23 protein-coding genes are annotated in these 19,870 nt (G+C 58.1%); 8 read left to right on the top strand and 15 right to left on the bottom strand.

Features of this window, described 5'->3' with window-relative positions; genetic code table 11:
• Positions 1-349: 349 nt before the first annotated feature.
• Entirely contained in the window at positions 350-895 is a 546-nt protein-coding gene (locus tag ACMGGQ_RS01025) for a YfaZ family outer membrane protein (RefSeq protein ID WP_024908300.1), read from the top strand.
• Between the two features lie 175 nt (positions 896-1,070).
• On the opposite strand, the gene ACMGGQ_RS01020 is transcribed toward ACMGGQ_RS01025, so the two are convergent.
• Positions 1,071-2,441, bottom strand: a complete 1,371-nt coding sequence (locus ACMGGQ_RS01020) for an NAD-dependent succinate-semialdehyde dehydrogenase (protein ID WP_420289490.1) — start codon at positions 2,439-2,441, stop codon at positions 1,071-1,073.
• Positions 2,442-2,592: 151 nt separating this feature from the next.
• Between ACMGGQ_RS01020 and ACMGGQ_RS01015 the strand changes: the two genes are divergently transcribed.
• Positions 2,593-3,336 (top strand): AraC family transcriptional regulator, encoded by a 744-nt coding sequence (locus ACMGGQ_RS01015; RefSeq protein ID WP_420289489.1) that lies wholly within the window; start codon positions 2,593-2,595, stop codon positions 3,334-3,336.
• A 47-nt stretch (positions 3,337-3,383) separates the two neighbouring features.
• Positions 3,384-4,010 carry a LysE family translocator gene (locus ACMGGQ_RS01010; RefSeq protein WP_420289488.1) on the top strand — a complete coding sequence of 209 codons (627 nt, stop codon included), beginning with the start codon at positions 3,384-3,386 and terminating at the stop codon, positions 4,008-4,010.
• Positions 4,011-4,031: 21 nt separating this feature from the next.
• Here ACMGGQ_RS01010 and tssD read toward each other — a convergent pair whose 3' ends face one another.
• From tssD to ACMGGQ_RS00995, 3 genes are read right to left on the bottom strand one after another with little or no spacing between them, the layout of a single operon-like run.
• On the bottom strand, positions 4,032-4,523 hold the full coding sequence (gene tssD / locus ACMGGQ_RS01005) for a type VI secretion system tube protein TssD (protein ID WP_063622624.1): 492 nt from the start codon (positions 4,521-4,523) through the stop codon (positions 4,032-4,034).
• The gene (locus ACMGGQ_RS01000; RefSeq protein WP_420289487.1) at positions 4,524-5,036 is read right to left on the bottom strand and encodes a hypothetical protein; all 513 of its coding nucleotides are present in this window, start codon (positions 5,034-5,036) and stop codon (positions 4,524-4,526) included.
• A complete protein-coding gene (locus tag ACMGGQ_RS00995) occupies positions 5,036-5,398 on the bottom strand; it encodes a DUF2778 domain-containing protein (RefSeq protein ID WP_262796780.1) in 363 nt (120 codons plus the stop codon). The genes ACMGGQ_RS01000 and ACMGGQ_RS00995 overlap by 1 nt, the downstream gene beginning before the upstream one ends.
• A gap of 242 nt (positions 5,399-5,640) precedes the next feature.
• Here ACMGGQ_RS00995 and ACMGGQ_RS00990 point away from each other — a divergent pair, with 242 nt between their 5' ends.
• Positions 5,641-6,912 carry a DUF445 domain-containing protein gene (locus tag ACMGGQ_RS00990; RefSeq protein WP_420289486.1) on the top strand — a complete coding sequence of 424 codons (1,272 nt, stop codon included), beginning with the start codon at positions 5,641-5,643 and terminating at the stop codon, positions 6,910-6,912.
• Here ACMGGQ_RS00990 and ACMGGQ_RS00985 read toward each other — a convergent pair.
• From ACMGGQ_RS00985 to ACMGGQ_RS00955, 7 genes are all read right to left on the bottom strand, one after another.
• On the bottom strand, positions 6,909-7,985 hold the full coding sequence (locus tag ACMGGQ_RS00985) for a DUF2955 domain-containing protein (RefSeq protein ID WP_048225510.1): 1,077 nt from the start codon (positions 7,983-7,985) through the stop codon (positions 6,909-6,911). The genes ACMGGQ_RS00990 and ACMGGQ_RS00985 overlap by 4 nt on opposite strands.
• A complete protein-coding gene (locus tag ACMGGQ_RS00980) occupies positions 7,975-9,042 on the bottom strand; it encodes an HlyD family secretion protein (protein ID WP_139125316.1) in 1,068 nt (355 codons plus the stop codon). The genes ACMGGQ_RS00985 and ACMGGQ_RS00980 overlap by 11 nt, the downstream gene beginning before the upstream one ends.
• Complete coding sequence (locus ACMGGQ_RS00975) at positions 9,039-9,509, bottom strand: MarR family winged helix-turn-helix transcriptional regulator (RefSeq protein ID WP_024908312.1); 471 nt, start codon at positions 9,507-9,509, stop codon at positions 9,039-9,041. Before ACMGGQ_RS00975 ends, ACMGGQ_RS00980 begins: the two co-directional genes overlap by 4 nt.
• A gap of 146 nt (positions 9,510-9,655) precedes the next feature.
• Complete coding sequence (locus ACMGGQ_RS00970) at positions 9,656-10,351, bottom strand: ArsR/SmtB family transcription factor (RefSeq protein WP_262778566.1); 696 nt, start codon at positions 10,349-10,351, stop codon at positions 9,656-9,658.
• On the bottom strand, positions 10,344-10,721 hold the full coding sequence (locus tag ACMGGQ_RS00965) for an amino acid-binding protein (RefSeq protein ID WP_048028657.1): 378 nt from the start codon (positions 10,719-10,721) through the stop codon (positions 10,344-10,346). Before ACMGGQ_RS00965 ends, ACMGGQ_RS00970 begins: the two co-directional genes overlap by 8 nt.
• Complete coding sequence (locus ACMGGQ_RS00960) at positions 10,714-11,037, bottom strand: antibiotic biosynthesis monooxygenase family protein (protein ID WP_023618387.1); 324 nt, start codon at positions 11,035-11,037, stop codon at positions 10,714-10,716. The genes ACMGGQ_RS00965 and ACMGGQ_RS00960 overlap by 8 nt, the downstream gene beginning before the upstream one ends.
• A gap of 151 nt (positions 11,038-11,188) precedes the next feature.
• Positions 11,189-12,604: an aldehyde dehydrogenase family protein gene (locus ACMGGQ_RS00955; protein WP_420289485.1), complete on the bottom strand. Its 1,416-nt coding sequence runs from the start codon at positions 12,602-12,604 to the stop codon at positions 11,189-11,191.
• A gap of 100 nt (positions 12,605-12,704) precedes the next feature.
• Here ACMGGQ_RS00955 and ACMGGQ_RS00950 point away from each other — a divergent pair, with 100 nt between their 5' ends.
• A complete protein-coding gene (locus tag ACMGGQ_RS00950; RefSeq protein WP_126534232.1) occupies positions 12,705-13,607 on the top strand; it encodes a LysR family transcriptional regulator in 903 nt (300 codons plus the stop codon).
• On the opposite strand, the gene ACMGGQ_RS00945 is transcribed toward ACMGGQ_RS00950, so the two are convergent.
• Positions 13,594-14,073, bottom strand: a complete 480-nt coding sequence (locus ACMGGQ_RS00945) for a carboxymuconolactone decarboxylase family protein (RefSeq protein ID WP_014882392.1) — start codon at positions 14,071-14,073, stop codon at positions 13,594-13,596. The genes ACMGGQ_RS00950 and ACMGGQ_RS00945 overlap by 14 nt on opposite strands.
• A gap of 101 nt (positions 14,074-14,174) precedes the next feature.
• Between ACMGGQ_RS00945 and ACMGGQ_RS00940 the strand changes: the two genes are divergently transcribed.
• Positions 14,175-15,563 carry a PLP-dependent aminotransferase family protein gene (locus ACMGGQ_RS00940; RefSeq protein ID WP_420289484.1) on the top strand — a complete coding sequence of 463 codons (1,389 nt, stop codon included), beginning with the start codon at positions 14,175-14,177 and terminating at the stop codon, positions 15,561-15,563.
• 86 nt (positions 15,564-15,649) lie between these two features.
• On the opposite strand, the gene ACMGGQ_RS00935 is transcribed toward ACMGGQ_RS00940, so the two are convergent.
• Complete coding sequence (locus ACMGGQ_RS00935; RefSeq protein ID WP_022650337.1) at positions 15,650-15,811, bottom strand: DUF1127 domain-containing protein; 162 nt, start codon at positions 15,809-15,811, stop codon at positions 15,650-15,652.
• Positions 15,812-15,987: 176 nt separating this feature from the next.
• Between ACMGGQ_RS00935 and ACMGGQ_RS00930 the strand changes: the two genes are divergently transcribed.
• On the top strand, positions 15,988-17,403 hold the full coding sequence (locus tag ACMGGQ_RS00930) for a PLP-dependent aminotransferase family protein (protein ID WP_420289483.1): 1,416 nt from the start codon (positions 15,988-15,990) through the stop codon (positions 17,401-17,403).
• Between the two features lie 91 nt (positions 17,404-17,494).
• Here ACMGGQ_RS00930 and ACMGGQ_RS00925 read toward each other — a convergent pair whose 3' ends face one another.
• Together ACMGGQ_RS00925 and ACMGGQ_RS00920 are read right to left on the bottom strand one after the other, a co-directional pair.
• A complete protein-coding gene (locus tag ACMGGQ_RS00925; RefSeq protein ID WP_023326636.1) occupies positions 17,495-18,616 on the bottom strand; it encodes a cupin domain-containing protein in 1,122 nt (373 codons plus the stop codon).
• A 135-nt stretch (positions 18,617-18,751) separates the two neighbouring features.
• Positions 18,752-19,354, bottom strand: a complete 603-nt coding sequence (locus tag ACMGGQ_RS00920) for an ATP-dependent Clp protease proteolytic subunit (protein ID WP_126534229.1) — start codon at positions 19,352-19,354, stop codon at positions 18,752-18,754.
• A gap of 88 nt (positions 19,355-19,442) precedes the next feature.
• Here ACMGGQ_RS00920 and ACMGGQ_RS00915 point away from each other — a divergent pair, with 88 nt between their 5' ends.
• On the top strand, positions 19,443-19,829 hold the full coding sequence (locus ACMGGQ_RS00915) for a VOC family protein (RefSeq protein ID WP_420289482.1): 387 nt from the start codon (positions 19,443-19,445) through the stop codon (positions 19,827-19,829).
• Positions 19,830-19,870: the final 41 nt, after the last annotated feature.

The raw sequence follows: 19,870 nt of genomic DNA, 5'->3' as shown, positions 1-19,870 counted from the left end.
TGGAAAGGCAATCGGCATGGGCGAGTGAACGTATATTCATTGCCCGGAAATGTAAGGTTATGTTGTATTGTGTGTCATCTGAAATACTTTTGGAAATTATTAGAAACTCAATTAATTCACCTCTAATCACTATCCCTTCCTCGTTCAGTTTATGTTTAGTCAAAAAATTAAACGGTGCCTAAACGTCCGAACATCACGCGTTGACACCTCGACAATCAAACATCGATGCAACATTTCAAATAAAAAAGTTAACAATATCAGTATAAAACAGCGACCTTCATCACATTTGCAGTCATAAACATCGCTTGTTAAGGTGCCCCCAGATGAATTTAATGACGAGGCATAAAACATGAAAAAACTGAATATCCTTCTTCTTTCTGCTCTGACCGCCCTCTCGGGTTCCGCTCTGGCAATGGGTGGCAGCATTGAGCAGGGTAAAAACTTTACCAACCTCAACCTGGAAATGGGGAAATCCTCATCCGGCCTGTATGCCGAAAGCAACTGGCTTAAAAACACCGATGACGGTACCCAGACCGGCGGCGTGGGCGCAGGCTACAACCTGGAAGTGGGCCCGGTAATGCTGAATGCGGGTGCCAAAGCCATCTACATCGGCCCGAAAAAAGGCGATAACGGCGTGGCGTTCCCGATCGGCGGCGGCGTAAACGTTGCCCTGACCGACAGCATCCACGTGTACGGTGAAGGCTACGTGGCGCCAGAAGGGCTGAACAACAGCGTGAAAAACTATGTGGAAGCCAATGGTGGCGTAAGCTGGACGCCGATCGCGCCGGTGACCCTGAAAGTGGGCTACCGCCACGTGAGCGTTGATGGTAAAGACGGTCGTCCGAACCACACGCTGATTGACGGCGCATATGTAGGCGGTGGAGTGTCCTTCTAAGCCTGTGTGTGCATTTCGCCCGGCGGCGCTACGCTTGCACGGGCCTACAATGAAAGGGGCAATATATTAAAATTGTTGCACATTGTAGGCCGGGTAAGCGCAGCGCCACCCGGCAAGAAAGGCGATGACAGTGTTCATAGTAAACCTGCCGGCTGGCAGGTTTTTTTATCACCTCTTACCGACGCACCACCACCAGCTTCTGGTTCACAAACTCTTTGATCCCCAGATCCGACAGCTCGCGTCCGTAACCGGAGCGCTTCACGCCGCCGAACGGCAGCTCTGGCGCGGTATCGGTAAGCCAGTTGATGTACACCATTCCGGTCTCGATCCGTGACGCCATTTTCTTCGCACGCTCGATATCCTGACTGAATACCGCCCCGCCCAGGCCGTAGTGGGAGTCGTTCGCCAGCGCGACCGCCTCGTCGTCGTTTTTCACCACGTACATCTGCGCTACCGGGCCGAAGAACTCTTCGAAGTACGCCGGGTTGTCGCGCGAGATGTTCGTCAGGATCGTCGGTTCAAAAAAGCTCCCGTCGCGCTGCACCGGCTTGCCGCCATAGTGCAGCGTCGCGCCGTTTTTCACCGCCTCGTTAACCTGTTTGGTCAACGTTTCTAGCGCATCTTTCGACGACAGCGGCCCCAGCGTAGTGCTTTCGTCCAGCGGATCGCCAATCTTCACCTGCTTAAACGCCTCGGTGAATTTGCTCAGGAAGGCGTCGGCGATCTTTTCATGCAGGATAAAGCGCTTCGCCGCGGTACAGACCTGCCCGGCGTTGTTGAGCCGCGCATTCACGCCAATCTTGACGGCTTTGTCCGGGTCCGCATCGTCCAGCACCACGAACACGTCGTTGCCGCCCAGTTCAAGGGTAGATTTCTTGATGTGCTTCGCCGCCTGCGCGGCCACCACGCTACCGGCTTTTTCGGAGCCGGTTAATGCGGCACCCTGCACGCGATCGTCGGCAATGATGTTCGCCACCTGCTCGGACGAGATAAACAGGTTAGTCCATGCCCCTTCCGGCGCGCCCGCCTCGCGGACCAGGTGGGCAAAGGTCTCGGCGCAGTGCGGCACGATGCTGGCATGCTTGGCGATCACCGGGTTGCCCGCCGCCAGGTTTGGCGCCAGGACGCGCATCAGCTGGTAATACGGGAAGTTCCACGGCTCAACGGCCATCAGCACGCCGATGGGGTGGTGCTCCACCCACGCTTCGCCGAGTTCGGATTGATACTTCACCGGAGCCAGGAACTGCTTCGCGTTGTCAGCGTAATAGCGGGCGATCTGTGCGCACAGCTTCACTTCGCCGCGGCTCTGTTCGATGAGCTTACCCATCTCCTGGCTGGCAATTTTCGCCAGCTCCTCGGTGCGCTCGTCGATCAGGTCGGCAAGCTTATGCAGCACCGGCAGGCGCTGGCTGATGTCGCCTTTCGCCCAGTCCGAATGGTAAAGCGCATCGGCCGCTTTCAGCGCCGCGTCGATATCCGCGTCGGTATGCGAGGGGTATTCTTTGATGAGCTGGTTAGTGGCAGGATTTACTGTCTGATAAGCCATGTCGAATCTCCTTGTTTTACCGCTTAGGGTATTAAGGTTAGTCAACATGACTGGCCGTGGACGTAAAGTTGGGTATATCCGGAAGGTTCTTAATGAAGCGCTGCCAGACGGTTCGCTGACGTGGTATAAAAAACGTTCAGAAGGAGTGCTTATGACCGATACCCGACACATCCGGCAGACTTTTCACCGCGCCTCAGGCCTTGAGCTGCGCAGCACGTGGCAGAGCACGCAGGCGTACAAACGCCACAGTCACCCTCAGCTCTCTATCGGCGCGATTATGGAAGGCCAGACCTGCTGCATTTGTCATGACAAAGAATACATCCTTAACCCCGGGGACCTCATTGTGATCCCGGCCTCTGCGCCGCACAGCTGCAACCCCGTCGCCGGGCAACCGCGCAGCTACCATATGCTCTATATCGACACCGATATTCCTCTGGCGCTCCAGGTGATTCGCGACCCTACGCTGTTTAAGCGCTACCTTGATATTGTTGAGATGATGTCGCCTGTATCCGTGGATACGCTGCTTTCAGCCCTGCCCCGCTGCGTGGAAAACGCAGATGCGCTTCGCTCAACCAGTCAGCACGTGCGGCAGGCGTTTCTTGCCGACCTGGCCGCACCGCCTTCGCTTGACGAACTTGCCCAACGATTCTCGCTGCGCAAGGAGACACTGATCCGCTCCTTCCGGCAGGACACCGGCCTGACGCCGGGCAGCTTCCTCAACATCTCCCGCGTGGAGTTCGCCAAAGCGCGGCTACGTGCCGGGGACGACATCGCCGACGTCGGCTACCAGAGCGGCTTTGCCGACCAGAGCCATTTTCATAAGACTTTCGTCAGCTATACCGCCGCCACGCCGCGCCAGTACGCGACGGGCCGATCAATATCTGACAATAAATAACATTGGCATCACCGTAGCCTGACCTCAGATTGTTAACCGAGGTTGCTATGGAACTGTTCTTCCCTTCTGCTTTTCTCGCCCTGGCGCTGGCGCATTTTGTCGCCCTGTTAAGCCCAGGGCCTGACTTCTTCCTGCTGGTGGGCTACGCGGCGCGCTACAAACTGCGCGGCAGCGCTGGATTGTGCGTCGGCATCGCCGCGGGTAACGCGCTTTATATTGTTCTGGTGATTATCGGCTGGAGCGCGTTGCGCCAGTTTGCATGGCTGTTTACGCTGATAGAGCTTTGCGGGGCGCTGTATCTGCTGTGGATCGGCTCGCATCTGGTGCGCAGCCAACCGCAGGCGATGAGGCTGAATGAAACCCGTCAACACTGCCCCTCGCTGCGCAAGCAGATCCTGCTGGGGCTCGGCTCGGCGCTGCTTAATCCGAAGAACGCGTTGTTCTATCTTGCCCTGATGACGGCGTTGCTGGGGCCGGACGTCACGCTGCTTCAGCAGTCGACCTGCGGCGTCTGGATGGTGATGGTGGTGCTGGCGTGGGATCTGGCGCTGGTATCGCTGATGGGGCTATCGGCGGTGCAACAGAAGCTCAGCCGTGCGCTGTGGCTGATAGAGCGCACGGCGGGGGTGGTGCTGATAGGGTTTGGCGGGTGGGTGCTGTGGCGGGTGATATGAAAGAATCTTATCAGCCGTTTTCTATGCCCCTAACCGATAATCCCAGTCATCCGAGTGAATAACGTTACCGTCACGGTAATGCCAGGTAATCTTTTCATAACGAAGCAAAACAAGCTCAAGATGACCCTGTTTTTCATGGTAAGTCTCTTTCACGTCATGCATTAATGAAAACACCGTGACGACCTTCACCGCTTCAAGCGTTATCGTGAAATAGATTTCTTCCTGACCGGCATCATTGATTCTGTACAGGTCGATAGTCGCTTTCCTGAACGTACCGCCCGTGCTGAGTGCTTTATAGAGAAAAACGCTGGAGGCATCAATTTCCTTCTCAATCAGAAAGGGACGATGCTGGCGTTTGCTCAATGCTCTGCCATTATGCAGGTCAGAATTATAGCTTACGTTATGATAGAGCCCTAAAACCTCAATCTGGTTTTCACGGCCATTAACTTTCACGCTGCCTTTTATGCTATTACCCGCATCGTCAGTTAATGACATATATCCCGGAATGGCCATTTACATATCCTTATCGAATGGAAAAGAGTGTTCAACAGTTGAGATCATAACGGCGAGACATCTTTTACCCTGCGGGGTTGTTATTTTGAACATCTCCCTGATTGAATCCACAACAAGTTTATTACTCTCTGCCTCCGTTTCGGGGAAATTCGCAAACGCGCAAATTTGTTCAACAGTGAGTAACGGTTTATCGTCTTTTAAGATTGCTAAGACACCTACAGGGTTATGTGGGATGGCTTCAGAAAGCGCCGCCTTTAAATCTTCAGCCGTACTGGCGTCCACTCCGGGTTCAAGGGCACTCGCCACGGCTAACCATGCCTGAGTTCCTTTACTTATCTCTGGTATGACATGATTCCACCATTCCGACTCACCCGTATCATTTGAATCCAGTTCCGCTACAACAGACATGGCGCCTTTGCCGTTTATCATCTGCAAGATCTGTTCAGGAGTGTGGTTTTTGGCAAATAACCCCATCGGTAAGCACAAGAAGAATAGCGCAATAATATACTTCATTATCGCACCACCAGTATTGTATCACCCGAATCATAAATCATATGACGTTTGTCCTGACCGTTCATAATGATGCAACCTGCTGATGCAGAACCTGGCGGCTGGCCTTTTTTATCACCATGAATTTGAAAATAATCTCTACCAAAGGTATTGGTCCCCGCTATAGGCTCAAGAATAATGGCCTCAGCACTTTTATGATTATTCCATCCGGCAATAAAATAAATACCTCTGGGAATGGGGCCTCTGTTTCGTTGACTTTCACACTCTGGCTTATCTTTCGATTCACCCGCACCGCTGTAGCAGTTAGCGACAAACACACCATTATGGCTCAATACCCCCGTCGAAACTTTATACTCCCATGTCATCGATACCGTCTCCTTTCATAAATAGTCCTTTATCTTATGGCTAACAGGAGCGTTAAAATGACTACGACGGTCACAAAACATTACGTCCGAAAATAAATAAGCACAAAAAATATAGAAAAATTAATAATAGAAAATTTAGATGTATATATTTTTTATATAGACGCCATTTGTTCACACTGAGAATGCGTCTCCCCCTTACACCAGTTTTGCACTTTTGGTTCACTTGCCTCTATCCTTAACCCATGGAAAAAATAGCTGAACTCAAACGCGCCAAGCTGCTGGCGCTGTCGCTGCTGCTGGTTGCCGCCGCGGCCTTTATCACCACCCTGTTCCTGCCGCAGACCTTTTGGGTGCGCGGCGTCAAGGCCATTGCCGAAGCGGCAATGGTCGGCGCGCTGGCTGACTGGTTTGCGGTCGTCGCGCTGTTCCGCCGGGTGCCGATTCCCTTTATCTCCCGCCATACGGCAATCATCCCGCGCAATAAAGACCGGATCGGCGACAATCTCGGCCAGTTCGTGCAGGAAAAGTTTCTGGATACCCAGTCGCTGGTGGCGTTGATTCGCCGCTATGAACCTGCCCAGATGATTGGTGCCTGGTTCAGCAAGGCTGAAAACGCCCAGCGCGTCGGGCTGCATCTGATGCAGGTGATGAGCGGTTTTCTCGAGCTGACCGACGACGGGCGCATTCAGCGCCTGCTCAAACGCGCGGTGCATAAGGCCATCGACAAGGTCGATTTCACCGAAACCAGCGCCGTGATGCTGGAGAGCATGACCAAAAACAACCGCCATCAGGTGCTGCTGGACACCATCATCAACCGACTGATTACCCTGATTCATCGGGAAAGCACGCGGGACTTTATCGCCGACCAGATCGTCCACTGGCTCAAAACCGAGCATCCCCGCAAAGCGATGGTGCTGCCCACCGAGTGGCTGGGCGATCAGAGTGCGGAGATGGTATCGAACGCGGTCAACACGCTGCTGGACGATATCAGCCACGACCGCACGCACCAGATCCGCCAGGCGTTTGACCGCGCCACGCTGAAGCTTATCGACAACCTGAAAAACGATCCGGACATGGCGGCCAAAGCCGACAACATCAAGCATTACCTGAAAAACGATGAGGCGTTTAACCGCTATCTGGGCGAGATGTGGGCCGATCTGCGCCAGTGGCTGAAGGCGGATATGCAGAGTGAGGACTCGCGCGTGAAGCAGCGCATCGCCAACGCCGGGCTGTGGTTCGGTGAAACGCTGACGAACGATGCGAACCTGCAGGCCTCGCTGAACGAGCATCTGGAGCAGGCCGCGCACCGCCTCGCGCCGGATTTTGCCGCGTTCCTGACACGCCACATCAGCGACACGGTGAAAAGCTGGGATGCCAAAGACATGTCCCGCCAGATTGAGCTGAACATTGGCAAGGATCTGCAGTTTATCCGCGTCAACGGCACCCTGGTCGGCGGGACGATTGGCCTGATCCTGTTTTTACTCTCGCAGCTGCCTGCCGTGCTGGGACATTAATCCGCTTTGGGCGGCGCGATGACGTAGCGCGTCGCCTCGAAGCGGTTCAGGATCAGGTGCACCAGAAAGACCATCGTCAGCGTCGCCACCAGCGAAAAGGTAACGGAGGTGATGCGGTACAGATCGCTGAACACCAGATCAGTGTCCGGGTGCATGTTCTGCCCGAACATTATCCCGATGGTGGTGATGCTGGAGAAGCCCACGCCCGCCCCCACCTTCTCCATCACGTGGAGTCGCGCACCAAACGCCAGCCCAAGGCCGATCAGTGGCATCATCAGCAGCATATGGCTGCTGTGATCGTAGAGGATCAGCTGCACCACCAGAATATAGAGACAGCCCAGCACCACGCCGACCACGCGCCAGATGGAGCTCATCACCGCGCCGCGATAGTGCATCGGGAACAGGATCAAAATCCCTGCCATCAGCGCCGAAAGCGAATCGCTTAAATCGCTGATCTGAAAAACGACGAATATCAGCGTCGCGACGGTGCCGGAGAGCAGCGACTCGTGGCGCACGCGGGCGTCGTCTTTCTCAATCAGCGGCGGCGGCTTGCGGGGCTCCACATCCGGCAGAAGATAGTTCATCAGCGCGCTCAGGCACACCGCCATTACGCTCGCTTCGATGTTGGAAAACAGCAGCGTGTGCCAGTTGGTGGTGGGGTAGCTCATAAAGTTGAGCATCACGCTCTGGCACACCACGCCCATCGAACCGAACAGAAACAGCGGGCCTTTACTCATAAAGCGAAAGCGCATCACGTACAGGGCAAAGACCACCAGCGTCATGATGATCGGCCATTGCGACAAATAGCCGATGATAATCACCATTTCAACGCAGTTGAGCGATGCGCTGAAGATAAACTGCTTCGCCACGTGGCGGTTAAAGACCGGCACCAGCGAGAGCAGCATGATCGGATAGACCACGAAAAAGACGCCGTAGCTGGTGTTATAGAAACTGGAGATGCTGAGCGCAACCATCCCGGCAAAGACGATGCGCAGGGTCTGGCGAAAGTCGTTTGCCGTGTAGACGATGTTGCCGTGCGGGGTAAAGACCCGCGCCAGGGTACTAATAGACATAGTGAAGCAGGCTTACCAGGTGGATCTGCATCCCGGAGAAGAAGCGCGCAAACGGCCCCTCGCTGTTGTAGAGCTGCACGGTCGCGCGGGCGCCGGTCGGCAGATGCTTCGGCAGCGCCTCGTCCAACGTCACGTGAATGCGCATGCGCTGAGCGTCGCGCACCCAGCGGTTAGAGGTTTCCGGCTCGGAGAGCTGGCCGTTAACGGCCTCCTGACCTGCCAGGATCCCCGCGTCGCTGCTGGTGACGTGGGCGCGGAAAACGTGTCCCGGGAAGGCGTCAAACACCACGGCCGCATCGGTGCCCTGATGGGTATGGCGCAGGCTCTTCTCACGGAAATCGGCCACGATATCGGTCTGGTTGTTCACCAGCGCCAGCGCGGCGGAACCGGATGAAGCGTAGAAGCCGGGGCTCAACTGCAGGTTACTGATCGTACCGTCCGCCTGGGCGTAGACCTTCGTCCAGCCGAGATTCAGCTCTGCTTCATCCAGCGCGTTACGGTATTTTTGCAGCGTCACGTTGCGGTGCTCGTCCCGCTCGCCGCGCTGGATACGCAGGTTCTGGATATTGGCCTGGATGGAGCTGACGGACTGTTCGCTGCTCTGCCAGGTCGTGCGGACTTTATCCAGATCCGCCTGCGAGACGTTCTGCAGCGTACTCAGCTTCTGGTAGCGATCAAAGGTCACTTTGTCGTTACGCGCGGTCAGCACGGCGGTTTTCAGGCTGGCCTGCGCGGCGGCGATCTGCGCATCCAGCTGTTCGTTGGACAGGCGTGCCTGCTCGAGCGCAATTTGCGCCGCTTCCACCTTATTGCGAAACGGCGTGTCGTCGAGCTCAAACAGCAGATCGCCTCTCTTCACCTGGCTGTTGTTGTGGACATGTACCGCCGCCACGTAACCGGAGACACGCGGAGACACCGGCGTCACCACGCGCATCACGGTGGAGTCCGGCGTCAGCGGGATCCAGATATCCGCGACGATAAAGTAGACAAACATCAGCAGGAAAGAGGCAATACTCACCCTTACCCAGCGGGCAAACTTTTGTTCAGGGGTCATTATTTTTCGGTCTTGTTATCTTCTTCGCGGATTGTCCGCAAATTGCAGGCGATTTGATTCAACGTGGCGCTGAAAATGTCGAGATGTTCCGGCGCGATGTTTTGCGATACGCGCGCCTGATACGTCTCAATGACCTGAGTGAGCCTTTGTAACAGGGCTTTTCCCTCAGGCGTCAGCGTCAGAAGCCGGATGCGCTTGTCATAAGGCGATACAGCGCGCAGCAGGTACCCCTGCTTTTCCAGCTGTGTCAGGGTGCGCATCAGCGGCGGCAGTTCAATGCCCTGCACCTCCGCCAGCTCACTCATTGAGACGTTATCCCCGAGCTGATGAAGCTGCATCATCACCGTCCAGCTCGACTGGGTTAACCCGGTATCGAGAATGGCCTCGTCGATGACGGCACGCCACTGGCGCACGATCATCGCCATCCGCATGCCCATTGGCCTGCGGCAGAACAGTTCTTCTTCACTCATGGGGAAACCTCTCGTCACACACGGTCAAGATAATAGTTATCAGGGTAACTATCAAGAAACGAGAGGCGAAAGCGCAGGAATTGCGAAAGGTGTTACTGGAGGCGATGTACGCGTAGGCCCGGTAAGCGCAGCGCCACCGGGCGTTTTTAGCGGCTAAAAAGCCTCTTTACAGCGGCCTTCCCCGACGCCGTCACCACCACCTCCCGATACCCCGCCACCCGCTGGATCCAGCCTTTATTTTCCAGATGGTCGAGCAGCAACGCGCCGGCTTCTCCGCCCAGGTGAAACCGCCGCTCGCTCCAGTCCAGGCAGGCGCAGCAGGCCTTCCGGCGCGGATGCGCGCTTAACGAAATGCCGAGCGTCAGGAACTGCTCCCGGCCATAGAGTGTCAACGCTGAACCGTCAGCCTCCAGCCAGCCTTCCGCCTGCATGAAATCATAAATCTGCACCGCCACCGCGCCTGCGAGATGGTCATAGCAGGTCCGGGCTTCACGCATGGCTTTCGGCGCGGTGGTTTCCGGCGGGGTAATGCGGCTCCACGAAAGCCCCATCATCTGCTCCACCAGCGCCGCCACGTCGTGCCCGGCAAGACGATAATAGCGATGCCGCCCTTGCGACAGGCAGGTTATCAGTTGCCCTTCAAGCAGTCGGGCGAGATGCCCGCTGGCGGTCGACGGTGCGACATCTGCCGCCGCGCTCAGTTCAGTGGCCGTCCACGCCCGCCCGTCCATTAGCGCACAGAGCATCTTCACGCGCGACGGATCGGCCATTGCAGCCGCCACCGCGGCAATCGCCTTTTCCAGCATCGCGCTGTTATCAGGGGGTAAACTCGTCTTAAGCATGGGCTGCCCAGGGTTCGGTGATCTCTGCGGCCAGCTTATCATCATCCGTCAGCAGAATAAGGTGATTCGCATGGTCGCTATACTGAGTCAGGATAGACACACCGCGTGCCGCCAGCGCCGCTGCGATTTCGCCCAGCTCGCCAGGGCGTTCCTGCTTAAGCTTTCTGATCACCGGCTTTCGCACCGCCTGCACGGTAAACCCGGCGTCGAGCAGCACGCGTCGCGCTTTTTCCCCGTCTTCCACCAGGAAATGGGCATGTGTACCAAATACGCCACCGCCCTCCAGCCCCACGCCGTTGCGGCCCAGCAGCTGCCCAAAGCGCGCCAGTTCACCCGGGATATCGCGAAAAATGACATGAACGTCATACATCGGCATGCCCTCCGGTTTCAGAGGTATATTCCCGCACGACCTGCGCCACCCGAATGCGGTAGTACGCAAAAATTGACTCCCGTCCTTCGGCCTGCGCCGCCTGATGGAAGACGTTCTGCTTCCAGCGGCGGACGGCCTCTTCATCCCGCCACCAGGAAAGGGAGAGGATTTTGCCGTCGGTGGTCAGGCTCTGGAACCGCTCGATATCAATAAAACCGTCAATGTCCGCCAGCAAAGGCTTAAGCTCTGCGGCAAGCTGAAGATAGCGCGCCTGATGGGCAGGCGCGGCTTTGGCTTCGAAAAGGACTGCGATCATGGTTTTCTCTCCGTTGTGATGTAGGGGAGAGAATGCAGGAGGGAAAAGCACAATGCTTCGGCAAGGAGCGAAGTGTTGCGCCGGATGGCGCTGCGCTTATCCGGCCTACGGCTCATGTAGGCCCGGTAAGCGCTGCGCCACCGGGCGGGTTTTAACCCACCATCGACCTCGGCTCCATAAACGCCCGAATTCCCCACTCACCCATCTCGCGCCCCAAACCGGAGTGCTTAAACCCGCCGAACGGCGCTTTCGGTTCATGGGCCAGGGTGTTCACCAGCACGCGACCGGCAACAATCTGCTGCGCCACGCGTCGTGCGCGGTCCACATCGCCGCCCAGCACCATCGCGCTCAGGCCGTAGTCGGTGTCGTTGGCAATGGCTATCGCCTCCGCCTCGTCACGATAGGGGATCACGCACAGCACCGGACCGAAAATCTCGTCGCGGGCAATCGTCATCCGGTTGTTCACGTCGGCAAACAGCGTCGGACGCACAAACCAGCCGTCCTGCGCGCCGTCCGGTCGTCCTTCACCACCCGCCAGCAGGCGTGCCCCCTCTTCGAGGCCTTTACGGATATAGCCCTGCACCCGCAGCCACTGCTTCTCGCTGACCATCGGGCCGACGTCTGTCGTGCTGTTGCGCGGGTCGCCGGATTTCACCGCCGCCACGGCCTGCGCCAGCGCGGTTTCGATCTCCACCTTGCGCGAGTAAGGCACCAGAATGCGCGTTCCGGCCACGCACGCCTGCCCGCTGTTCATAAACCCGGCCTGGATCACCAGCGGGATCGCCTGCGCGAGATCCACATCATCCAGCAGGATCGTCGGCGATTTACCGCCCAACTCCAGCGTTACGCGCTTAAAGCTTTCCGCCGCGTTGCGCAGGATCGCCTTGCCGGTATTCGTGGAACCGGTGAACGAGATTTTTGCCACGTCCGGATGACGGCTAATCGTTTCGCCGACCGTCTCGCCGCGTCCGGTGACGATGTTAAACACGCCCGGCGGCAGCGCGGCGTCGCGCAGCGCTTCAGTGACAATCTGCGTTTGCAGGGCGCTCATTTCGCTCGGCTTGATCACCGCCGTGCAGCCCGCGGCGAGCGCGGCCGCCAGTTTGCCGCAGATAAACCCGGCATCGCTGTTCCACGGCGTAATCAGCCCGGCCACGCCAAGCGGCGTCATCTGCACCGTTGCGGCACCTGCGGGGGTGACAAACTCAAACGCCTCCAGCGCCTCGATAGCCTGCGCAATCACCTCTGCCGGATAGCTTGCCATCCATGCCGAGCGCGAGGCGGGCGCGCCGTACTCCTCGACAATGGCGTCCAGCAGCGCAACGTGACGGGCGGCCACGGCGGCGTGCATGCGCTTCAGCGCGGCGATGCGTTCCTGCTTTGTGGTCTGCGACCACGCCGGAAACGCCGCTTTTGCCGCCGCGATAGCGCGTTCTGCGTCAACCTCATCCGCCAGACGAACCTGGCCGATGACCTGCGCCGTCGCCGGGTTGTACAAATCAAACCACTCGGTCCCGTGCGGGGTAACAAACTCGCCGTTAATAAAGATCTGTTCGATAGTGTGCATATCACCCTCCTCAGGCTGTGTGAGCACAGTCTGGCACGGCTTCTCCGTTGCGATAATCCACGCTATGCTGCAAGGGTTGTTTCGATTTTCAGGATAATCTATGCATCGTTCAGGTCTGACAGAGCTGGAAGTGGTGATGGCGGTGGTGCGACGCGGCAGCTTTCGCGGCGCGGCGCAGGAGCTGGGGATGTCCGCCACGGCGGTCAGCAACGCCATCGCCGGGCTGGAGAGCCGCCTTGAGACGCGACTTTTCAACCGCACCACCCGCAGCGTAGCGCTTACCGACGCCGGACAGCGCTACGTGGCGCGCATTGGCCCGGCGTTGCAGGAGATCCGTCTCGCCGGGGAAGAGATCCACAGTGACACCGGGGAACCTGCCGGCACGCTACGGCTGAACGTGCCGAATCATATCGGCACCCTGTTTCTGGACCAGTTGCTGATCGACTACATGATCCGATACCCGAAAATGCGCGTGGAAACGGTGAGTGAAGCGAGGATGATCGACATCGTCGCCGAAGGTTATGACGCGGGGATCCGTCTCGAAGAGTCCGTTCCGCAGGACATGATCGCCGTGCCGCTGACCGGTGAGATCCGCCAGCTCGTCACCGCCACCCCGGACTATTTCGCCCGTCACGGCATACCCGAGACGCCGGACGATCTGCTTTCACATCAGGGGATCGGCATGCGTATGGCGCACGGTGGGATCTACCGCTGGGAGCTGGCCCGTCGGGGGGAAACGTACGCGCTTGCCGTGCCGCCGCGCTTTGCGACGTCCGATCTTTTTGCCTCGATCCGCGCCGTGAAAGCGGGATTAGGGGTGGGATTTTTACCGGAACTCTATATTCGGGACGAGCTGAAAAGCGGGGAGCTGGTGAGCGTCTTAAACGACTGGACGCAGCCGTTTGCCGGGCTGCGCCTGTACTACCCCGGCCATCGCCACGTCCCGCCAGGGCTGCGGGCGCTGGTGGCGATGATCCGCGAGCGCGGAATTATTCCAGGTTAGCTTTATTCAGCCCGTACGCCGCATCCAGCGAACCGGGCGCCATGCGGGAGGTGATCCCCAGACGGTTCCAGGCGTTGATCGCCACGATAGCGAAGTTCAGCTCTGAAATCTCCACGTCCGAGAAGTGCTCCGCTACGCTGCGGTACAGCGCGTCACTCACCCCGTGAACGCCAATCTGGGTCAGCGCTTCGGTGAACGCTAGCGCGGCTTTTTCACGGGCGCTGAACAGCGGGGACTCGCGCCAGGCCGCCAGATGGTACAGGCGCAGTTCGCGCTCGCCGGCGATTTTCGCCTCTTTTGAGTGCATATCCAGACAAAACGTACAGCCGTTCAGCTGCGACACGCGAATGTCGATCAGGTGCTTCAGCGCCGGATCGATGGAGGTTTTTGCCACCTCCATGCTCAGGGCAGACAGCGCGTTGGCGAGGGCAGGTGTAACTTTATGGTGGTTAACGCGAGTGCTCATGGTCTTTCCTCTTTTTGTGCGGCATGTGCCGTGCGATGAGGCAAATCTACGCCGTTCATGACATAGTAAAAAGATACAAAAAGCGTGAAATGAGGTAGGACATGAAGCCGGGCTATCACGAGATTTATTCCCGCTACCGCGACAACATCATGCGCGGCGTGCTGAAGCCGGGCGACAGGGTGCCTGCCATCCGCGTGCTGGCGGAAGAGCTGAAGGTGGCGCGTAAAACCGTCGAAACGGCGTACGCCATTCTGACGGGTGAAGGGTATCTGGTGAGCCAGGGCGCGCGCGGCACGCAGGTTAACCCGGACTTACTGCTGCCGGATAAGAGTGCCCCTGCGGAGCAGCCCACCGGAGCGCTTCCGGCCTCGCTCATCAGCCAGCGCGAGCGGGCCGGGTTTCTGCGTCCCGGCATCCCCGCCCTCGACAGCTTCCCGTATAAAAAATGGCTGCTGCTGGCGGGCCAGGCGACGCGGGCTATGCGACAGGAGGAGATGCTCAACCCGCCCGTTCTGGGCTGGTATCCGCTGCGCCAGGCCATCGCCAGCTACCTCAATATTTCACGCGGTTTATCCTGCACCGCTGAACAGGTGCTGATCACCAGTGGCTACAGCGGCAGCCTGCGGTTGATCCTCGACACCCTCGCCAGCCGCAGCGACAAGGTGGTGTTTGAAGATCCGGGCTATTTTATGGGCCAGCAGCTGCTCAAGCGGATCGTGCCGCGCCTGCACACCGTGCCGGTCGATCGCTGCGGCATCGACACGGACTACCTGCTGCGCCACCATCGCGACGCCCGATTTGCCATCGTCACCCCGTCGCACCAGAGCCCACTGGCGGTCACGCTCTCCCTGCCGCGTAAGCAGCAGCTGCTCGACTGGGCCAGCCAGAACGCGGCGTGGATTATCGAAGACGATTACGACGGGGAGTTTCACTACACCCGCAAGGTGCTGCCGTCGCTGAAAAGCCTCGACCATCACGACCGGGTGATTTTTATGGGCACCTTCAGTAAAACCATCATGCCGTCGCTGCGCATGGGCTACCTGGTGATGCCCGCCAGCACCGTCGGAGCCTTTACCGACTGCGCGGACATCACCACCAGCGGCCAGCCGGTACTGACGCAAAAGATCCTCACCGCGTTTCTCAACGAAGGGCATTTTTTCCGTCATCTGAAAAAGATGCGCGCGCTGTATCAGACCCGCCGCGACTGGATGATTGCCGCCCTGCAGGAGGTGTATGGCGATCTGTTTTTCACCGAGCAAAACGACGGTGGGATGCATATCGTGGCGTTCCTGACCAAAGGAAGCCGTGACCGGGAAGTGGCGCGCTGCTGGCAGGAACAGCAGCTGCAGGTCAATGCGCTCTCGGAGTGGTATCGCGGGTCGGGCAAACGTTACGGGCTGGTGATGGGCTATAACAACGTGCGCTCGTATCAGGAGGCGCTGGATTTACTGGAAAGGCCGAAGCGGCAGACGTTTGCGCTGTTGCGCTGAAAATCGCCCGGTGGCGCTACGCTTACCGGGCCTACGGGATCGAGTAGGCCGGGTAAGGCGCAGCCGCCACCCGGCGACGACGTGGATCACACATCATAACGCGATAACCCAACGTCCTTGAGTTGCTCGTCGCTCATCTGGCTCAGGATGCGGCGGGTGCGGTTGATGCGATACCAGTTACGCAGCGTTTTTGCGATCCAGACAAACACAATAAACGGACGTTTTGAACGATTCTCGTAGAATTCCATGATGCTCTCCTCACTGTGTCAGTGGGGTTATCATCCCGGAAATCCACCCGTGCAATACAGATGCAAAAACAACTTTTGTTTAACATACAGATCCGCTAAAACAGTATCTGCATGGCAATTTTCGCAGCAATCTGTACTGGTTTTATAATCTGTATGGTGAAAACAAAGGATACAGCATGACACGCTACCAACATCTGGCCAATCTTCTGGCAGAACGCATTGAGCAAGGGCTGTATCGCAGCGGCGAACGTCTGCCGTCGGTGCGCACGCTGAGTCAGGAGCACGGCGTGAGCATCAGCACCATACAGCAGGCCTACCAGATCCTCGAAAACCTCCAGCTGATCACGCCTCAACCGCGCTCCGGCTATTTTGTCACACCGCGCAAAGCCCAGCCGCCCGTCCCGGCGATGACGCGCCCGGTGCAGCGCCCCGTGGACGTTACCCAGTGGGATGAGGTGATGATGCTGCTGGACGCCCGCGCCGACAAAGAGATGATCTCCTTCGGCGGCGGTTCGCCGGACATTAACCAGCCGAGCCTGAAGCCCCTGTGGCGCGAGATGAGCCGCATCGCGCAGCATAACCCTGGCGAGATGCTGAGCTATGACGTGCTTGACGGGCGCCTGGAGCTGCGCGAGCAGATCGCCCGTCTGATGCTGGACGGCGGCTCCACCGTCTCGGCAAGCGACATTGTGATCACCAACGGCTGCCACGGCGCGCTGTCGATTGCCCTGCTGTCGGTATGCAAACCGGGGGATATCGTGGCGGTGGAATCGCCGTCGTTTCACGGCACCATGCAGATGCTGCGCGGGTTTGACATCAAGGCGATTGAAATTCCCACCGACTCTGAAACCGGGATCAGCATCGAAGCGCTAGAGCTGGCAATGGAGCAGTGGCCAATCAAGGCGGTGATCCTGGTGCCCAACTGCAATAATCCGCTCGGGTTTATCATGCCAGAGGCGCGGAAAAAGCAGGTGCTGGCCCTCGCCCAGCGGCACGATATCGTGATTGTCGAGGATGATATTTACGGCGAGCTGGCGGCGGAGTACCCGCGCCCGCGCACCATTCATTCAATGGATATCGACGGCCGCGTGATCCTCTGCAGCTCGTTTACCAAAACCGTGGCGCCGGGCCTGCGCGTCGGCTGGATTGTGCCGGGACGCTACTACGACCGGGTAATGCACATGAAATACGCCGCCGGCGGATTTAACGTGCCGGGCACGCAGATGGCGGTGGCGGCGTTTATTCGCGACGGTCATTACCATCGCCATGTGCGCCGTATGCGCCAGATTTATCAGCAGAATATGGAAACCTACACCTGCTGGGTGCGGCAGTATTTTCCGGCAGAGATTTGCGTCACGCGCCCGCAGGGCAGCTTCCTGCTGTGGATTGAGCTGCCGGAGAAGGTCGATATGGTGTGCGTCAGCAAGCAGCTGTGCCGGATGAAGATCCAGGCCGCGGCCGGGTCGCTGTTTTCCGCATCAGGGAAGTACCGCAACTGCCTGCGGATAAACGTGGCGCTGCCGCCTACGGAGAAACATCGCGAGGCGCTGAAAAAGCTGGGTGAAGCGATTGTGATTGCGATGGAGGAGTAGTGTTTTGCCGGGTGGCGGCTTCGCCTTACCCGGCCTACGTTCTTGCCGTTCCAGGCCCGGTAAGCGCAGCGCCACCGGGCAACAGGCCGCACTACTCGTCGAAGTACCAATACCCCTGGTTAATCAGCCCGGTGAGCTCTTCGACAAACGCCGGGTTTTTCAGCGCATCGCCCAGCTCGGCCTGACCGAGTTCGGTGTAGCGGCACAGCGCATCCGCCGCCTTCGCGTCTACCGTCTCCAGCTGTTCGCTGTTGATGAAGAAGCTGCCGTTGATGTTCAGCACGCGCAGGCCGCTCAGGCGAGACAGCGTTTCGCCGCCCTGCAGCGCGTCCAGCACCTCTTCCGGCGCGTACGGCGGCTCGGCGGCGGCAATATCCAGCTCGTGGCGCGGCGTGGAGACAAAACTGCCGAACCATTTTGTGAAATCATCGGGCTTGCCGATCATGTCGATCATCATCTGACGAATGCGATCGAGCTCGTACTGCTCCACGCGGCCCGGGTGTTCGCGGCAGGTCAGATCCGGATCGCTGTAGTGCTCGCCGCCCAGATCGTTTTCCAGCGCATAATCGGCGAAGCTGCTGATCAGATCGCGGCCATTTGGCCCACGGAAGCCGACGGAGTAGTTAAGCGCCGTTTCATGGGTAAAACCGTCGTGCGGGAATCCAGGCGGAATATAGAGAATATCGCCCGGGGCCAGATCTTCGTCGATGATCGGCTCGAACGGATCCACATGCAGCAGCGCCGGATGCGGGCAGAACTGACGCATCGGCAGCTTGTCACCCACGCGCCAGCGGCGGCTGCCCATCCCCTGAATGATAAACACGTCGTACTGATCGATATGCGGACCCACGCCGCCGCCTGGCACGGAGAAGGAGATCATCAGATCGTCCAGACGCCAGTCCGGCAGAACGCGGAACGGACGCACCAGCTCCGCCGCGGGCATATGCCAGTGGTTCACCGCCTGCGCCAGCAGCGACCAGCCGGTTTCGCCCAGATCGTCAAAGTGCTCGAACGGACCATTGCTGGCCTGCCATTTACCGTTGAAATGGCTCACCAGACGGCTATCGACCTCCGGCTCCATCGCCAGACCCGCCAGCTCGTCCGGGGTAATCGGGTCGACAAAATTCGGGAAGGCATTTTTCAGCACAACGGGTTGCTTTTGCCAGTATTTCTCAAGAAATTCCGGCCAGTTCAGGTTCAGTTGATACGCCATGGGTAGCACCAGTGAGAAGGGAAACAGGCGCGATTATAGGCAAGAAGGCAGAGGGGGAACTTGTCATGGGTCAAACCAGCACGTGTAGGTCGGGTAAGGCGAAGCCGCCACCCGACACAAACACGCCGCGAAAACTTAATCCAGCTTCAGCTCGTCATAGTGGGTAATCAGTTTACCCACGATACCGTAGTCCAGCGCTTCCGCCGGGGACATCCAGAAGTTGCGGTCGGTGTCTTTTTTCACTTTTTCCAGCGGCTGGCCGGTAGCGTCGGCGATCAGCTTGTTCACGCGCTCCAGCATGCGGATGATCTCGCGCGCTTCGATCTCAATATCCGTCGCCTGACCGCGCACACCGCCCAGCGGCTGGTGGATCATGAAGCGGGTATTTGGCAGCGAGTAGCGGTGCTCTTTTTTCGCGGCCAGGAAGATGGTGATCCCGGCGCTCGCGACCCAGCCGGTGCCGATCACGTGCACTTCCGGGCGAATGAATTTGATGAAGTCGTGGATGGTGTCGCCCGCTTCCACGTGGCCGCCCTGGCTGTTGATGTACAGCTTGATCGGATCGTTGCTGACGCTTTGCAGCAGGATCATCTGGGTGATCACTTTCTGCGCCAGCTCCTGGTTGATCTCACCGGAGATCACAATCGAACGAGACTCCAGCAGTTTTTGCTGCAGAGCGCCCGCGCCGTTTGACCCTTCCGCTTTTTCCTTGTCGCTTTCTTTCAGTGTGTAGTGCATTGTTATTTCCTCAGCTTGTCGCGCTCAAAACCAGAGTGTAGCCTGTTTTACCGATCAAAGTCCTCACAGACAAATAACGAGGGAGCTTATGCATATTGCCCATGTTGCACTGTGGACCCGAAACCTGAACGCCCAGGTTCAGTTCTGGGTAACGGTTTTTAATGGCCGCAGCAACGAACGCTACGTCAGTAAAAATCGTCCCGGGTTTGAATCACACTTTATTACGCTGAATGACGGACCGACCATCGAGCTGATGACGCTGCCGGACCTGCCCGCAGCCCCGTCACACCCGGAGTTTATCGGCTGGGCGCATATTGCCATCAACGTCGGCAGCAAGGCGCAGGTGGACGACATGGCCGAACGGGCGCAGGCCAGCGGCACGCTGCTCAGCGCCCCGCGCATGACCGGAGACGGCTTCTATGAAGCGGTGATCGCGGACCCGGACGGCAACCGGATTGAGCTTGTCGGTGCATAACATCAGCGTTTCGTTCCTGAACTCGCCCGGTCACGGATCGC

It is taken from the genome of Enterobacter sp. BNK-13 (genome assembly GCF_048685015.1).
In the GTDB taxonomy this organism is placed as follows: domain Bacteria; phylum Pseudomonadota; class Gammaproteobacteria; order Enterobacterales; family Enterobacteriaceae; genus Enterobacter; species Enterobacter quasiroggenkampii.
The sequence above is the reverse complement of the archived record's forward strand: the minus strand, read 5'-3'. Positions and strand labels throughout refer to the sequence as shown.

Excerpts from the sequence above, each read along its gene's own strand:
- ACMGGQ_RS00955 (WP_420289485.1), bottom strand. The coding sequence starts at position 12,604 with ATGCACACTATCGAACAGATCTTTATTAACGGCGAGTTTGTTACCCCG.
- ACMGGQ_RS00985 (WP_048225510.1), bottom strand. The coding sequence starts at position 7,985 with ATGTCTATTAGTACCCTGGCGCGGGTCTTTACCCCGCACGGCAACATC.
- ACMGGQ_RS00995 (WP_262796780.1), bottom strand. The coding sequence starts at position 5,398 with ATGACATGGGAGTATAAAGTTTCGACGGGGGTATTGAGCCATAATGGT.
- ACMGGQ_RS00945 (WP_014882392.1), bottom strand. The coding sequence starts at position 14,073 with ATGAGCACTCGCGTTAACCACCATAAAGTTACACCTGCCCTCGCCAAC.
- ACMGGQ_RS00975 (WP_024908312.1), bottom strand. The coding sequence starts at position 9,509 with ATGAGTGAAGAAGAACTGTTCTGCCGCAGGCCAATGGGCATGCGGATG.
- ACMGGQ_RS00935 (WP_022650337.1), bottom strand. The coding sequence starts at position 15,811 with ATGGAATTCTACGAGAATCGTTCAAAACGTCCGTTTATTGTGTTTGTC.
- ACMGGQ_RS00965 (WP_048028657.1), bottom strand. The coding sequence starts at position 10,721 with ATGTATGACGTTCATGTCATTTTTCGCGATATCCCGGGTGAACTGGCG.
- ACMGGQ_RS01000 (WP_420289487.1), bottom strand. The coding sequence starts at position 5,036 with ATGAAGTATATTATTGCGCTATTCTTCTTGTGCTTACCGATGGGGTTA.
- tssD (WP_063622624.1), bottom strand. The coding sequence starts at position 4,523 with ATGGCCATTCCGGGATATATGTCATTAACTGACGATGCGGGTAATAGC.
- ACMGGQ_RS00920 (WP_126534229.1), bottom strand. The coding sequence starts at position 19,354 with ATGCACTACACACTGAAAGAAAGCGACAAGGAAAAAGCGGAAGGGTCA.
- ACMGGQ_RS00930 (WP_420289483.1), top strand. The coding sequence starts at position 15,988 with ATGACACGCTACCAACATCTGGCCAATCTTCTGGCAGAACGCATTGAG.
- ACMGGQ_RS00950 (WP_126534232.1), top strand. The coding sequence starts at position 12,705 with ATGCATCGTTCAGGTCTGACAGAGCTGGAAGTGGTGATGGCGGTGGTG.
- ACMGGQ_RS00960 (WP_023618387.1), bottom strand. The coding sequence starts at position 11,037 with ATGATCGCAGTCCTTTTCGAAGCCAAAGCCGCGCCTGCCCATCAGGCG.
- ACMGGQ_RS00940 (WP_420289484.1), top strand. The coding sequence starts at position 14,175 with ATGAAGCCGGGCTATCACGAGATTTATTCCCGCTACCGCGACAACATC.
- ACMGGQ_RS01020 (WP_420289490.1), bottom strand. The coding sequence starts at position 2,441 with ATGGCTTATCAGACAGTAAATCCTGCCACTAACCAGCTCATCAAAGAA.
- ACMGGQ_RS00925 (WP_023326636.1), bottom strand. The coding sequence starts at position 18,616 with ATGGCGTATCAACTGAACCTGAACTGGCCGGAATTTCTTGAGAAATAC.
- ACMGGQ_RS01015 (WP_420289489.1), top strand. The coding sequence starts at position 2,593 with ATGACCGATACCCGACACATCCGGCAGACTTTTCACCGCGCCTCAGGC.
- ACMGGQ_RS00970 (WP_262778566.1), bottom strand. The coding sequence starts at position 10,351 with ATGCTTAAGACGAGTTTACCCCCTGATAACAGCGCGATGCTGGAAAAG.
- ACMGGQ_RS00915 (WP_420289482.1), top strand. The coding sequence starts at position 19,443 with ATGCATATTGCCCATGTTGCACTGTGGACCCGAAACCTGAACGCCCAG.
- ACMGGQ_RS00990 (WP_420289486.1), top strand. The coding sequence starts at position 5,641 with ATGGAAAAAATAGCTGAACTCAAACGCGCCAAGCTGCTGGCGCTGTCG.
- ACMGGQ_RS01010 (WP_420289488.1), top strand. The coding sequence starts at position 3,384 with ATGGAACTGTTCTTCCCTTCTGCTTTTCTCGCCCTGGCGCTGGCGCAT.
- ACMGGQ_RS01025 (WP_024908300.1), top strand. The coding sequence starts at position 350 with ATGAAAAAACTGAATATCCTTCTTCTTTCTGCTCTGACCGCCCTCTCG.